The following is a 13,997-nucleotide window of genomic DNA, read 5'->3' as shown; positions in this document are numbered from 1 at the left end:
GGTGGTCCTCCTTCTGGACGGGGGTCGGAGGTGGGGATCCGGCTTGGTGACGAAAGCTTCGGGCAGCTCTCCCGGCCGTGTCAATAGAAGGATTAATAATTTAAGTTAATGGGGGAGATTGATGAGGGTCAGGCCGTGGGCCGGGGGTGGTGGCGCGTCAGGCTGTCTGGCCGGGGGTGTGGCCGGGGGCGACGGAGGCCTGGACCATCAGGGCGGCGGCGCCGATGCCGGCGGCGTCGCGGGGCTGGGCCGAGAGTTCGACGGTGACGCTGTGCCGTTGCCGGGAGTGTGCGGTCCGGTCGAGGTGGGCGCGCAGCCGGCGGGCGAAGATGGATCCCGCCCGGGCGACACCCGGGCCGGTGAGGACGAGCCGGCCGAGATCCAGCAGGTTCACCATGGACGTCGCGGCGACACTCAGCCGCTCGGCGGCGTTGTCCAGGACCTGGTACGCGTCCGAGTCGCCGTTGACCGCGGCGCGGGCGACGGCGTCGTACGCGCTCGACTCGCCGCCGTCGAGGGGGAGACGTTTTCGCAGGTCGGCGTGGTCGCGGGCCGCGGTGACGATCGCGCGCATCGACGCGTACTGCTGCACGCAGCCCAGGTTGCCGCACGGGCAGGCGCGCCCGGCGTAGTCGATGGACACGTGACCGAGCTCGCCGGCACCGAAGTTCGCCCCGCGGTACAGCGCCCCGCCGAACACGAACCCGGCGCCGATCCCGCTGGACAGGTAGATGCAGCCGAACGCCTGCTCACGTGACACCCGGCGGCTCCAGAACTCACCCAGCGCCGCAGCCGCCGCGTCATTGTCCACCAGGACCGGCAGCCCGAGCCGCTCCTCCAGCCCGGCCGGCCCGTCCGCCGGCGGGGCGAGCGCATCCGCGGGGGTGACCACGGCCAGGCCCTCGATGCGGTCGAGGGGCAGGGCCAGCCCGCCGGTGAACCGCTCGAACCGCTCGGCCAGCCGGTCCACCCCCCAGCTCTCGTCGCGCCGCCGCGGGACCACCTCCCGCCCGACCACGCCGCCCGTGAGGTCGATCGCCACGCAGGTGACCGTGTCCGGGCCGAGGTTGAAGCCGACGCCGAACCGGTTGGCCGGGCTGATCGCGATGAGTTTGCGCCGCCGCCCCAGCACCGAGTCGATGGAGCCGATCTCGTGGATGATCCCGTCGGCGATGAGGTCACGCACGATGTTCGAGATGGACGGCTGGGTGAGCCCGGTCAGCTCGGCGAGCTCGACCCGGCTGATGGCCACCGAGGACCGCACGACGTCGACGATCAGGGCGCGGCTTCCCGGTCCGGCGGCGGGTGCTTCTCGACGAGCCATGCCGATGACCTTAGACGGCGTTCTCAGGAAGTCACCGAGCTGCGCCGATACCACCGGGGCTTAAAATAAATTAGTAATCTAATCTTGACAGCGCTGTAACGGCCGTCCCATGCTGAGCGCTCCAACGGGCGGTGTCGTACCCGCCCCGATCACCCTCGGTGGACGGATCCCAGCATGATCAATAGAAGGAATTTTCTCGGCGCGGCGGCCGCGCTCGCCCTGGTCGCCGGCTGCACAGGCGGCGCCGGCAACAACGAGAGCGACCAGAGCGGCGAGGTGAAGGGGGCCATCACGGTCCTGACCAACCGCACCGACCTGGTCGACACCACGTTCAAGCAGTACGCCACCGCCTTCGAGGCCAGGTTCCCCGGCACGAAGGTGACGTTCGAGGGCGTGACGAACTACGACAACGACGTCACCACCCAGCTCAGCGGTGGTGACTACGGCGACGTCCTGCTGATCCCCGGCACCGTCGCCCTCGACCAGTACAGCCAGTTCTTCGAACCACTCGGCACCGCCACCGACCTCAAGGCGAAATACCGGTTCACCGGCCCGGCGACCTACGAGGACAACGTGTACGGCCTGTCGCTGGGCGGCGTCGCCAAGGGGTTTGTCATCAACAAGCGGATCTGGGCCCAGGCCGGGATCACCGCACCACCGAAGACACCGCAGGAATTCCTCGCCGGTCTGCAAGCCGTCGCCGACAAGACCGATGCGATCCCGTATTACACCAACTACAAGGACGCCTGGCCGCTCAGCGAGTGGAACAACCACCGCGCCGTCCTGGCCGACCCGGCGATCAACGACACGTTCCCGGCCGACGCCGCACCCTGGCAGCCCGGCAAGATCCAGTACATCACCGACGGGCTTCTCTACGACATCGTGCACAGCGGGCTCAGTGAGAAGGACCCGCTGACGACCAACTGGGAGAGCTCCAAGCCGATGCTCGCCACCGGCAAGGTCGCGACCATGCTGCTCGGCTCATGGGCGGTGCCACAGATGCAGGCCGCCGGTCCTAACCCCGGCGACATCGGCTTCTGGCCGTTCCCCTACCAGACCGGCGGCAAGTTCCACGCCGCCATCGACGGCGACAAAATGGCCGCGGTCAGCAAGAACTCCGGCAACAAGGCCACCGCGAGGGCGTTCCTCGACTGGTTCGTCAACGACTCGGGGTTCGCCGCGGACCAGCAGGCGATCCCGCCGGCGATCAGCCAGCCGCTCCCCGCGGCTCTGCAGGCCTTCGCCGCCACCGGCGCCGAGCTGGTGGAGGTGCCGGCGGCGACCACCAACGCCGGCAAGGAGGACGAGATCATCAAGAAGTCGGAGATCGACCTGAAGGGCGAGATCTACCGGCAGAAACTCGTCGACATCGCCCGCGGTGCGGCCAAGGGCGACAAGGAGTCGTACTTCGCCGACCTGAACAAGCGGTGGGGCGCAGCCCAATCAGAGGTCATGAAGTGAGGAACCGCCCCTGGCTGTACCTGGCACCGGCGCTGATCCTGCTGATCACGTTCACCTACGTGCCGGTCGCCAACATGCTCTATTACAGCTTCCACACGTGGGACGGCCTCGACGTCACGATGGACCCGGCCGGCTTCGGCAACTACATCCGGGTCTTCACCGACGAGCAGTACTGGCGCGTCTTCCTTGTCAGCGGCTACTACCTCGTCGCGTCGTTCGCACAGATCGCGATCGCCCTGTACTTCGCGGTCGTGCTCTCGTTCAACGTCAGGTTCAAGAACCTGTTCAAGGGCATCCTGTTCTTCCCGTACCTGCTCAACGGTGTCGCCGTCGGCTTCGTCTTCCTCTACCTGTTCCAGCCCGACGGCACCCTGGACACGATGCTGCGGGCGATCGGGCTCGGCGAGCACACGCAGTACTGGCTTGGCAACCCGGACATCGCGAACTTCTCCCTCGCCGGTACGTCCGTGTGGCGGTTCACCGGGCTCAACTTCGTGTTGTTCCTCGGCGCGATCCAGTCGATCCCCGGCGAGATCTACGAGGCCGCGGAGATCGACGGCGCGAACCGGTGGCACCAGTTCCGGCACATCATCGCGCCCGGCATCCGGCGCATCATCAGCCTGTCCTTCATCCTGGCGATCTCCGGCAGCCTCGCGGTGTTCGAGATCCCGTTCATCATGACCGGCGGCGCGAACGGGACGCGGACGTTCGTCGTCCAGGCGTACCAGACGGCATTTCAGTTCCGGCAGATCGGCCTGGCCTCGGCCATGGCGGTCGTGCTGCTGCTGATCGTCCTGGTACTCACCTGGGTCCAGCGCCGGATCCTGCCCGACGACGAGGTGACCCTGACATGAGAACCCTTGCGCGCAGCGCGAAGTACGCCTCCCTGGTGATCGCCTCGCTCGTGGTGCTGATCCCGCTCGTGGTCGTGCTGTTCGCCGCTCTCAAGACGCATGCCGAGTACAACGCGACCGGCCCGCTCACCCCGCCGCGGAACTGGCTCAACTTCGACAACTTCGCCACCGCGTGGACGGCCGGGAACATGCTGCGCGGATTCTGGAACACCACGGTCATCCTGGTGATCTCGCTCAGCGGAACGGTGGCGATCGGGACGCTTGCCGCGTACGCGATAAGCCGCTTTGCCTTCCGTCTCAAGCGCCTGGTCCTGGGCCTGTTCCTGGTCGCCGCGCTGGTCCCCGGCGTCACCACACAGGTGGCGACGTTCCAGATCGTCAAGTCGATGGGCCTGGTCAACACCCAGTGGTCGGCGATCGTGCTGTTCCTGGGCACCGACATCGTGTCCATCTACATCTTCATCCAGTTCATGCAGTCGATCCCGCTGAGCCTCGACCAGGCCGCGATGATCGATGGCGCGGGCCGGTTCACCATCTACCGCCGGATCATCCTGCCGCTGATGAAACCGGCCATCGCCACCGTCGTGATCATCAAGGGCATCGCCATCTACAACGAGTTCTACATTCCTTTCCTGTACATGCGATCGCCCGATCTCAACGTCATCTCCACCGCGCTGTTCCGTTTCAAGGGACCGTACGGCGCGCAGTGGGAGACGATCGCCGCCTGCACGATGATCGTCCTCCTGCCGACCGTGCTGATCTTCCTGCTGCTGCAGCGCTTCATCTACAACGGCATCACCGCAGGAGCCACCAAGTGACCAAGGACGAACACATGCTGCACTGCGAAGACCTCGGCGGGGCCTGGGAACTGCGTGAACACGCGAACGACAGCGCCGTACCCGCGATCGTCCCGGGCTGCGTCCACGTCGACCTGATCAACGCGGGCCGGCTGCCGGACCCGTTCCAGGACGACAACGAGAAGGCCGTCGCGTGGGTCGGGCGCACCGACTGGGAGTACACCCGGGAGGTGGCCCGGAGCGGTCCGGCGCACGAACGCGTCGACCTGGTCTTCGACGGCCTCGACACGGTGGCGGCCGTCGAACTGGGCGGCGTCACGCTGGGCACGACCCGCAACATGCACCGCAGTTACCGCTACGACGTCACCGATCTGCTCGCCGACGGCGCGCAGCCGCTCACTGTACGGTTCACCTCCGCCTACACCGAGGCTGAACGGGTCCGTGACCTGCTCGGGGCGCGCGCCAACGCGTACCCGGAGCCGTTCAACTTCATCCGGAAGATGGCGTGCAGCTTCGGCTGGGACTGGGGTCCGACGCTGGTCACCGCTGGGATCTGGCGCCCGGTCCGGCTGGAGGCCTGGAGCGTCGCCCGGCTCGCCGTGGTCCGCCCGCTCGCGACGTGGGCCGATGGCGAGGCCCGCCTGGACCTGACGATTGAGGCCGAGCGCCTGCACGACGCGCCGCTCGGCGTGCGGGTTCTTCTCGACGGCCGCGAGGTGGCACGCGACGAGATGCCGCCCGGCGCGTCCCGGTTGCGTCTCGACAAGACCATCACAGGGGTACGCCCCTGGGCGCCGACCGGCTACGGCGACCCCGCACTGTACGAGCTGACCGTCGAACTGTCCGCCGGCGACGTACTCCTGGATCGCCGGCAGCAACGCACCGGTTTCCGCAGCGTCGCCATCGACCACACCCCCGACGCGGCCGGCTCCCGGTTCGTGATCGAGGTCAACGGCGAACCCGTCCTGATCAAGGGCGTCAACTGGATCCCCGACGACATCTTCCCGTCCCGGATGACCCGCGAGCGTTACGAACTCAGGCTCCGGGCCGCGGCCGACGCCGGCGTCAACCTGATCCGGGTGTGGGGCGGCGGCCTGTACGAGGACCGCGCCTTCTACGAGATCTGCGACGAGCTCGGCCTGATGGTGTGGCAGGACTTCCTGTTCGCGTGCGCCTGCTACCCCGAGGAGGAGCCGCTCTACTCGGAGGTCGTCGCCGAGGCCCGGGAGAACGTGACCCGGCTCGCCCCGCACCCCAGCCTGATCACGTGGAGCGGCAACAACGAGAACCTCTGGCTGCACGGCGCGATGCGCTGGGACCAGGAGGAAGGCGGCGACCTGACCTGGGGCGAGCGCTACTACCTGCACACGCTGCCGCAGATCGTCGCCGAGCTTGACCCGTCACGCCCGTACCAGGCGGGCAGCCCCTGGTCGGGCTCGTGGGACCACCTGCCCAACGACACCGGCCACGGCACGTTCCACTCGTGGGAGGTGTGGAACCGCGAGGACTACCTGAACTACCGCGACTCGGCACCCCGGTTCGTCGCGGAGTTCGGCTGGCAGGCACCACCGGCGTGGACCACCCTGCGCGACGCGGTCTCCGACGACCCGATGCTGCCGGACTCCCCGGGCGTGCTCCACCACCAGAAAGCCGACGACGGCAACGGCAAACTCGCCCGCGGGCTGGCCCCGCACTTCGGCACGCCCGCGAGCACCGAGGCCTGGCACTACCTGACCCAGCTCAACCAGGTACGCGCGATCCGCACCGGCGTCGAGCACTGGCGCTCGCACTGGCCGCACACCGGCGGCACGATCCTCTGGCAGCTCAACGACCTGTGGCCGGTCACGTCCTGGGCGGCGATCGACGGGGCGGGCCGGTTCAAACCGCTCTACTTCGAGCTCAAGTCGCTGCACGCCCCGCACGCCCTCACCGTGCAGCCGCGCGTCACCGGCCTGGTCGTCGCGGTGCTCAACGACAGCCCCCAACCCTGGTCCGGGCGGCTGGCCGTGCACCGGCGCACCGCCGCCGGCGAGATCCGGGCTGCGTGGGCCGGGCAGGTCGACGTGCCCGCCCGGCAGGTGTCGACGGTGGAGATCGCGCAGGACGTGGCCGCGCTCGGTGACGGGGAACTGATGGTGGCCTCGCTCGACGACGCGCGGGCGCTGTGGTTCGGCGTACCCGACAAGGATTTCCCCTATCCCGACGCGGGCCTGACCGTCACCGCCGAGCCGGTCCCCGGCGGCCTGGATGTGCATGTCCGCGCTGCCGGCCTGGCCAGGGACGTGCTGCTGCAGGCCGACCGGATCCACCCCGAAGCGGTCGCCGACCGCGGTTTCCTCACCCTGCTGCCGGGGGAGACCACGACCATCCGGGTACGCGCGCCGCACGCACTCGATCCCGCACTGATCAAAGCGCCGTGGGTGCTCACCGACCTGGCATCGGTCCTGTCGCCGGAGTTATGACGCGGGCGCGATCGACGCCTGCACCACCAGGGCGGCGGCTCCGATGCTCGCGGCGTCCCGGGGCTGCGCGGACAACTCCACCATGACCTCGCGGCGATGCCGGGCGTGCACGCTGCGGGCCAGCTGACCGCGCACCCGCTGGGCGAAGATCGAACCCGCCACGGCGACTCCCGGCCCGGTCAGGACCAGCCGGCCCACATCGAGGAGGTTCACCATCGAGGCAGCTGCCACGGCGAGCCGGCCGGCTGCCTCGTCGAGCAGGGCGTACGCACCGGGGTCGCCACTGACCGCCGCGCGAGCGACGGCGTCGTACACCTCGGGGACGCTCCCCTCCAGCCGCAACCGCCCGGCCAGATCCGCGTCGGCGCGGGCGGTGTCGGCGACGGCCGTCATCGAGGCGTACCGCTCCACGCAGCCGCGGTTGCCGCACGGACAGGGCCGGCCGTCGTAATGGATGGAGAAATGTCCCAGCTCACCCGCGTCAACGCTCGTGCCCCGGAACAGCGCACCCCCGAAGACCAGGCCCGCACCGATCCCGGTCGACAGGTAGATGCCGGCGAACGACTGGTCCCGCGAGACCCGCCGGCTCCAGAATTCGCCCAGCGCGGCCGCCGCCGCGTCGTTCTCGACCAGGACCGGGATACCCAGCCGGCCGGCCAGCTCGGCGCGGACCGCGTTCAGATCCGGGCCGGCCGCCTCACGCCCCGGGCGGGCGGTTGCCGCCACGATCGCCAGGCCCTCGATCCGCGATGTGGGCAGGTCGAGCCCGTCGGTGAAGTCACGGAACCGGTCGGCCAGCCGGGCCGCCACATCGTCACCGCCCGGGTCGTCGCCGTCGAGCGGGACCACCTCCCGCCCGACCACCCCGCCGGTGAGGTCGACGGCGACGCAGGTCAGCGCGTCGACCCCGAGATGGAACCCGATCCCGAACCGCCCGGCCGGGGTGATCGCCAGCAGCTTGCGCGGCTTCCCGCGCACCGAACCCGCCGAGCCGGTCTCGTGCACGACGCCGTCGGCGATCAGTATCCGCACGATCATGGAGATCGACGGCTGGGTCAGCCCGGTCAGCCCGGCCAGCTCCACCCGGCTGATCGTGCCCGCCGACCGGATGACATCCACGACCAGCGCCCGGCTCCCCGGCCCGGCCGCCGGCGTTTCTCGACGTGCCATGGCGGTACCGTATCGCCTAGGGAGCAGAACCGGAGGCAGTGGTGACGCAGGCGCAACGGCGGGTCGGGCTGGTGCTGGCGCGTGCCTCGCGGGTGCTGGGCGAGGAGCCCTACTACCACGAGTTCCTCGAGGGGCTGGAGCGCGTGCTCGCCCCGGCCGGGGTGTCTGTCCTGGTCAAGGTCGTCACCGATCGCGAGGCCGAGAACGAGACCTACGAGCGGTGGGCCGCCGGCAAGCAGGTCGACGGTGTCGTGCTCGTCGACCTGACAACCGAGGACGACCGGGTCGCCCTGGTGCACCGGCTGGGCCTGCCCGCCGTGGTCCTCGGTGCACCGTCGACGGCGTCGGGCCTGCCGACGGTGTGGACCGATGACGCGGGGTTCGCCCGGGAGGCGGTCCGGTTCCTGGCCGAGCGCGGGCACGAGGTCATCGGGCACATCAGCGGCCCGATGTCGTTCGTGCACACCCAACTGCGCCGCGAGGGCACCGAGGCCGAGGCTGCCACGCGCGGGTTGCGGCTGCTGCACGGTGAGGGCGATTATTCGTACGATTCAGGCCGCGCTGTCACCGCCGATCTGCTCGGTGGCGGCCCCACCGCGATCGTCTGCGACAACGATCTGATGGCGCTCGCCGTGCTCGACGAGCTGCGCGAACGCGGCGTGGCGGTCCCGGGTGACATCTCGGTGGTCGCCTGGGACGACTCCGCCCTGTGCCAGCTGGCCGTGCCGGCGCTGTCCGCGATGAGCCACGACGTCGGCCGCATCGGCGAGCTGGCCGCCCGCGCCCTGCTCGACGCGATGACCGGCGCGGCGCCCGCCGTCTACCAGGCCCCGACCGCCCATCTGGTGGCCCGCGCAAGCACGCGCTGATTTCCCCCGGGGCATGACAGTGCCCGCGTGACCTCTTCCTTGCGCCCAGGGGACCCCCGCGTTCTGGGTCGCTACGAGATGATCAGCCGCCTAGGCCAGGGCGGCATGGGCGACGTGTTCCTGGCCCGCGACCCGGCCGGCACGCCCGTCGCGGTCAAGGTCATCAGGGCACAGTACGCACTGGACGAGAACTTCCGGGCCCGGTTCCGCAGCGAGGTCAACCGGGCGCGCGAGGTCCCGGCGTTCTGCACGGCCGAGGTGCTGGACGCGGATCCCGACCACGAGACGCCGTACCTGGTCGTGGAGTATGTGGACGGTCCGAGCCTGGCCGAGGTCGTCCGGAGCCAGGGGCCGCTGCGCGGTGGCAGCCTGCACAGCGTCGCGGTCGGCGTGGCCTCGGCGCTGGTCGCGATCCACAGCGCGGGCATCGTGCACCGCGACCTGAAACCGGCGAACGTGCTGTTCGCGTCGGCTCGCCGAAGGTGATCGACTTCGGCATCGCGAAGGCGGTCGAGGCCACGAGCCACCACACGCGTACGCAGGAGATGGTCGGCATGCTGGCGTACATGTCCCCGGAACGGTTCTCCCCGGACGCGGAGGAGAGCCTGACCCCGGCCGCGGACATCTTCGCGTGGGGGCGGTGGTCGCATTCGCGGCAACGGGCCACAACCCGTTCGCCACGGTCTCGGTGGACGCAAAAAGGTCCTGACCAGCGACCTCTCCCGCGGCAGGTCCTCCGGCGCCCGCCACAAGAGCGGCAAGGTCACTTTCGGCGCCAGCGAGGGAGGCGGCGGCCCCAAAATCAAGGTCGTCTTCCGGGACGCCCACATCGCCGTCGGCTGAACCGACGGTCCACAGACCACGTCCGGACGTGGTCTGTGGACCTGCCGACTATCAGCCCGGTGCTCGACCTCCAGGTGGAAGCCGCTGCCCGGTGTCGACTTCAGCCCGGTCGACTTCAGCCCGGTCGACTTTCAGCCCGGCCCGATCAGTTGCTGGAGATCGCTGTGGCGTCGGTGGTTGAGCTCTCGACGACACCCTTGTCGCCCGTGGTGATGGAGATGCGGCGGGGCTTGGCGGCCTCGGCCACCGGGATGGTGAGGGTCAGCACGCCGTCCTGCCAGGTCGCGGTGATGCGGTCGAGGTCCAGGCCGTCGGCGAGGGTGAGGCGGCGTTCGAAGGTGCCGGTGGGGCGTTCGCGACGCAGCCATTGCACGTCGTTGTCGGTGCGCGGGGAGCGCTCGGCGCGGATCGTCAGCACGCGGTTGTCGACGTCGATCTCGACGGAGCCGGGGTCGACGCCGGCGAGGTCGCAGTGCAGGACGAAGTGGTCGCCGGAGCGGTAGAGATCCATCGGCATCGCCAGAGTGGTCCCGCCCGGGACGGTGCTGCCCGGGGCGGTTCCAGCGCCGAGCAGCTGCCCGGCCAGGCGGTCGAACTCGCGGAAAGGATCGAAAGTCAGCACCACTGGATCCACCTCTCTGGAGTGGTCCGCCGGCCTGCCCGGCGGACACGTGGCGCTCGGCTGAAGATCAAGCTCGCCGAGGTCGCAGCATGCTCCGGTGGTGTGGCTCCCGTAGTGGTCCATCACCGCGAGGAGCAGCAGCGACACGTATTTTGTAGCACCCGGACCGACGAGCTGGCAAGTAAATCGGCAAGGTTCGCGGGTGTTTATCTTCTGAGCTGCGCAAAGAAAATCTGTGTTGATCCGACTAGATATCTCGCTCTGCCGCCGGCCCCGGCCCGCCGGCCCCGGCCCGCCGGCCGGGACCCGTGATGTCAGCTCGCCGGACCACGTCGGCCGGCCGCTTCACCTCGACCGTGAGCCCGTGGCCGGACAGCTCCAGGGTCGCGCCGTAGGAGCGGGTGTCCAGGTGTCCCTTCGCCACGGGCTCTCCTGTCGTCGCGGTCAAGACGACGCCGGTACCGGAAAGGTTGACCCGGAGCCCCGGCGAAATCGCGTTGATCGCGCCGTGGCTAAGCGGCCTCGGCGCAGGTGCGTGACGTTACGGCTGGAGGAGCTTGGAGGCGGGGGTCCAGGTGGCTTCGTCGGTGAGGTCGGCCAGTTTGATCGACTTGGCGACCCGGGTCTTCTCGGCGATGGGGAGGTTGCCGGTGACCGAGAGCAGGGTTGTGCCGGTGATGATCGAGTAGGTGCAGAACGTCGCTGCGTCGGCGTCGGTGCACTTGTGGGCGGCGTCGATGGGTGGGGGCTTCTGTGCTGATTCGGCGAGGGAGCTGACCGTGATGGTGAAGCTGCCGGGCAGGTCGAGGTACGGGTCCGACAGGCCGGTTGCCGGGGCGTTCCGGGCGAAGATCGCGCCGCCGTAGACGCTGGCGTCGCTGCCGGTGACGCTGTCCCAGCCGGGCAGCGAGTGCTCGGCCACGTCGACCGCGGTGTAGCCGGCCGGCAGGTAACCCATCGTGAAGGGCAGGACGGCGGGGTTCGGGCTGCTGTTCGGTTCGAGGCCGGCGATCAGCGCGGTGAGGTCGGCGAACGAGGGGTTGTCCGCGTCGGTGGAGAACGCCTTCACGACCGCCCAGGCGCCGTCCGCGTGCTGCCAGGCGATCGCTTTGTCGCCGGTCCTGGGCTTGCTGTCCGCAAGCAGGCTCGCCTGGAGCACGGTCTGCCCGTTGACGCTCACCGTCGTGGCGTTGGCGAGGGAGGCCTCGTTGAACGCGCCCCGCTGGTAGACCGTCAGCGACCCATACGCGTTCGAGGGCGCGTCGTCGATCTTTATCGTGGCGACCTGGTAGGCGCCGGACACGTCGGTCGGGTTCTGCACGTGCAGCCTGCCCGCGTCATACGCCCCGAAGGTGAAGCTGAACGGCGATGACGTCTCCGCGGCGGCGGTGGCGGTGGTGGTGGCGGTGGTGGTGTCGTGCGAGGGCAGCGCAAACGCGCCGGCCGTCACCACCGCGACCAGCACCGCCGCACCGCCCATGGCAAATCCGCCCTTGCGACGACGCTCGGCCCGGCGACCGGCCGACACGATCCCGTCGATGTCGATGCCGCGACCCATCGGCGGCTCGTCGGCCGTCACCGTGTCCACGAGCTCATGCAACCGCATGGGACAACTCTCCTTCGCTGAGATCGATCTTTTCCGCGGCCATGAGCTCCCGGAGCTTGGCGAGGCCCCGGGAGGTCTGGCTCTTCGCCGTGCCGAGGCTGCAGCCCAGGACCTGGGCCGTGTCCTCCAGGCTCAGGCCGAGGTAGTACCGCAGGATCACGGCGGCCCGCTGCCGGGGCGGCACTCCGTCCAGGGCGGCCTTGAGTCGCAACCGCTCATCGGTGGCGCCCGCCGAGTCCTGCACTGCGACCTCGGGCATGGCATCGCCGGCCGACCGTTCCCGCCGCCACGGGCGCCGGGTCTCGTCGATCGCGGCCCGGTAGACCATGGTTTTGACGTACAGGTCCGGGCGCTCCAGCTTGCGCCAGCGCGGGTAGAGCTTGACCAGCGCGTTGGCCACGGCGTCCTCCGCCGCGTGCCAGTCGCCGCAGGTCAGGTATGCCAGCTTGCGCAACGACGCCATCTGCGACGTCACGAACTCACGAAACGCGTCTTCGTCTGCGGCTCTCAAATCGCCTGCCTCCCTTCGGCGGAGATAGAACGGCCGCAGCGGCGAGGAAGGTTGCACGGCTCTGTCGGGCAAGACCCTGATAGCCAAGATCTTTTTGGGCTTATAGGTTTCCGATTGTCTGGTCGACGAACCGGTAGCGGTCCGGCAATCAGCGATACCCGGCTGGATCAGCGCAGGACCTGGGAGTTGTACCTTGCTTCAGATTCTAGGCATGCAGGGGATACCGGAGACCGTCTACCGCGCGATGCTGGGGCATCAGGAGATGTCCGTCGAGCAGCTCGCGGAGCATCTCACCCTCTCGACCGACGATATCCGTACGGCGCTGGACGTGCTCTTCGAGCGCCGGCTGCTCCGGGAGTCGCTGGAGGACCCCGGCCGGATGTTCGCCGTCGATCCGCTGGCAGGGTTGCAGGAGCTGATGGCGGAGGAGCGGCGTCACCTGGTCGAACGGCAGCAGCAGATCGCCGAACGGCAGGACATGATCACCCGGATGCTGGCCGAGAGCGAGCTGCGAACCGTCGGCGGTCGCGCCGGTGACGAGGGCGGTGTCGAGCGGCTCGACGGGATCCAGGCCGTGCAGCGGCGGCTGGAGCAGTTGTCGTGCAATGCCACGCGTACGGTGATGACCTTTATGCCCGGGGGTGCCCAGTCCGGCCCGGCGCTGACCGCCGCACTGCGCAATGACGAGTCGGTGCTGCGACGGGGGGTGACCATCCGGACCATCGGGGTGGACAGCATCCGGCAGGACGAAGCGACATTTGAGTACGCCCGTGAGCTGACCGGCCGTGGTGGCGAGTTCCGCACGGTGGCGACGCTGCCGCCGCGGATGGTCCTGGTGGACAACTCGATCGCGCTGGTACCCATCGACCCGGTCGACACCCGTAAGGGAGCGCTGTGTCACACCGGGCCGGGCGTGATCGCCTCCCTCGTCGCGCTCTTCGAGGCCACCTGGGATGTCGCCACGCCGCTGGGAGCGGAGCCGGACACCGAGCGGATCGGGCTGTCGGAGCAGGAACGGCAGCTGCTGGTGCTCATCGCGCAGGGGCACACCGATGAGTCCTCGGCGTCGCAGCTGTTCATCTCCGCTCGCACCTCACGCCGGATGATGGCTTCGATCATGGAGCGGCTCGGTGCGCGCAGCCGGTTCGAGGCGGGTGTGAAGGCCGCCCAGCTCGGCTGGCTCTGAGTTACGGCGAGAGTCTCCAGCCGCTCAGGGACGGCGATGTCGCCAGTGCCCGGCGGCAGATCGCCGCGGCCGACGCGGACGCCGGCTCTCCGTCGAGGCGGCTGTAGAAGCCGAGATGGATGACCGCCGGGCCCGACCGGATGCTCACGTGTTCCAGGAGGTCCTCCGGTGTGGCCGCGGTCCAGATCACGTCCGTGATCACCGCCGGCGGCGACTCGTTGGCCGGGCAGCGGCCGTGCGGGACGAGCTTTATCGTCACAAGACGCATGGGTACGTCGATTCAGTCGGCGGG

The 13,997-nt window shown here is 69.2% G+C and carries 14 protein-coding genes; 7 read left to right on the top strand and 7 right to left on the bottom strand.

The window, feature by feature from the left end; translation table 11 throughout:
- Positions 1-157: 157 nt before the first annotated feature.
- Positions 158-1,324 (bottom strand): ROK family transcriptional regulator, encoded by a 1,167-nt coding sequence (locus Ahu01nite_RS33180; protein ID WP_203840654.1) that lies wholly within the window; start codon positions 1,322-1,324, stop codon positions 158-160.
- A 174-nt stretch (positions 1,325-1,498) separates the two neighbouring features.
- On the opposite strand from Ahu01nite_RS33180, the gene Ahu01nite_RS33175 reads away from it, so the two are divergent.
- From Ahu01nite_RS33175 to Ahu01nite_RS33160, 4 genes are read left to right on the top strand one after another with little or no spacing between them, the layout of a single operon-like run.
- The gene (locus Ahu01nite_RS33175) at positions 1,499-2,785 is read left to right on the top strand and encodes an ABC transporter substrate-binding protein (protein WP_203840653.1); all 1,287 of its coding nucleotides are present in this window, start codon (positions 1,499-1,501) and stop codon (positions 2,783-2,785) included.
- Positions 2,782-3,639 carry a carbohydrate ABC transporter permease gene (locus Ahu01nite_RS33170; RefSeq protein ID WP_239159332.1) on the top strand — a complete coding sequence of 286 codons (858 nt, stop codon included), beginning with the start codon at positions 2,782-2,784 and terminating at the stop codon, positions 3,637-3,639. Before Ahu01nite_RS33175 ends, Ahu01nite_RS33170 begins: the two co-directional genes overlap by 4 nt.
- Positions 3,636-4,457, top strand: coding sequence for a carbohydrate ABC transporter permease (locus tag Ahu01nite_RS33165; RefSeq protein WP_203840651.1), 822 nt, complete (start codon positions 3,636-3,638; stop codon positions 4,455-4,457). The genes Ahu01nite_RS33170 and Ahu01nite_RS33165 overlap by 4 nt, the downstream gene beginning before the upstream one ends.
- Positions 4,454-6,898: a glycoside hydrolase family 2 protein gene (locus Ahu01nite_RS33160; protein ID WP_239159331.1), complete on the top strand. Its 2,445-nt coding sequence runs from the start codon at positions 4,454-4,456 to the stop codon at positions 6,896-6,898. The genes Ahu01nite_RS33165 and Ahu01nite_RS33160 overlap by 4 nt, the downstream gene beginning before the upstream one ends.
- On the opposite strand, the gene Ahu01nite_RS33155 is transcribed toward Ahu01nite_RS33160, so the two are convergent.
- Positions 6,893-8,068, bottom strand: coding sequence for an ROK family transcriptional regulator (locus Ahu01nite_RS33155; protein WP_203840650.1), 1,176 nt, complete (start codon positions 8,066-8,068; stop codon positions 6,893-6,895). The two genes, Ahu01nite_RS33160 and Ahu01nite_RS33155, sit on opposite strands and share 6 nt — an antisense overlap.
- Positions 8,069-8,109: 41 nt before the next feature.
- On the opposite strand from Ahu01nite_RS33155, the gene Ahu01nite_RS33150 reads away from it, so the two are divergent.
- The gene (locus Ahu01nite_RS33150; protein ID WP_203840649.1) at positions 8,110-8,937 is read left to right on the top strand and encodes a LacI family DNA-binding transcriptional regulator; all 828 of its coding nucleotides are present in this window, start codon (positions 8,110-8,112) and stop codon (positions 8,935-8,937) included.
- 27 nt (positions 8,938-8,964) lie between these two features.
- Complete coding sequence (locus Ahu01nite_RS33145; RefSeq protein WP_307794633.1) at positions 8,965-9,423, top strand: protein kinase domain-containing protein; 459 nt, start codon at positions 8,965-8,967, stop codon at positions 9,421-9,423.
- 502 nt (positions 9,424-9,925) lie between these two features.
- On the opposite strand, the gene Ahu01nite_RS33140 is transcribed toward Ahu01nite_RS33145, so the two are convergent.
- The 4 genes from Ahu01nite_RS33140 to Ahu01nite_RS33125 all read right to left on the bottom strand — a co-directional run bounded on the left by Ahu01nite_RS33140 (position 9,926) and on the right by Ahu01nite_RS33125 (position 12,519).
- Complete coding sequence (locus Ahu01nite_RS33140; protein WP_203840648.1) at positions 9,926-10,405, bottom strand: Hsp20/alpha crystallin family protein; 480 nt, start codon at positions 10,403-10,405, stop codon at positions 9,926-9,928.
- 244 nt (positions 10,406-10,649) lie between these two features.
- Positions 10,650-10,826, bottom strand: a complete 177-nt coding sequence (locus Ahu01nite_RS33135) for a hypothetical protein (RefSeq protein ID WP_203840647.1) — start codon at positions 10,824-10,826, stop codon at positions 10,650-10,652.
- A gap of 117 nt (positions 10,827-10,943) precedes the next feature.
- On the bottom strand, positions 10,944-12,008 hold the full coding sequence (locus Ahu01nite_RS33130) for a hypothetical protein (protein ID WP_203840646.1): 1,065 nt from the start codon (positions 12,006-12,008) through the stop codon (positions 10,944-10,946).
- The gene (locus Ahu01nite_RS33125) at positions 11,995-12,519 is read right to left on the bottom strand and encodes a SigE family RNA polymerase sigma factor (protein ID WP_203840645.1); all 525 of its coding nucleotides are present in this window, start codon (positions 12,517-12,519) and stop codon (positions 11,995-11,997) included. Before Ahu01nite_RS33125 ends, Ahu01nite_RS33130 begins: the two co-directional genes overlap by 14 nt.
- A 211-nt stretch (positions 12,520-12,730) precedes the next feature.
- Here Ahu01nite_RS33125 and Ahu01nite_RS33120 point away from each other — a divergent pair, with 211 nt between their 5' ends.
- Entirely contained in the window at positions 12,731-13,705 is a 975-nt protein-coding gene (locus tag Ahu01nite_RS33120) for a helix-turn-helix domain-containing protein (protein WP_203840644.1), read from the top strand.
- 1 nt (position 13,706) lies between these two features.
- Here the strand turns inward: Ahu01nite_RS33120 and Ahu01nite_RS33115 are convergent, their stop codons facing one another.
- Complete coding sequence (locus Ahu01nite_RS33115; protein ID WP_203840643.1) at positions 13,707-13,973, bottom strand: hypothetical protein; 267 nt, start codon at positions 13,971-13,973, stop codon at positions 13,707-13,709.
- Positions 13,974-13,997 lie beyond the last annotated feature (24 nt).

This window comes from Winogradskya humida, from assembly GCF_016862215.1.
Taxonomy (GTDB): Bacteria; Actinomycetota; Actinomycetes; order Mycobacteriales; family Micromonosporaceae; genus Actinoplanes; species Actinoplanes humidus.
Note: the sequence above shows the minus strand (reverse complement) of the source record. Positions and strands in the feature narration are given on the sequence as shown.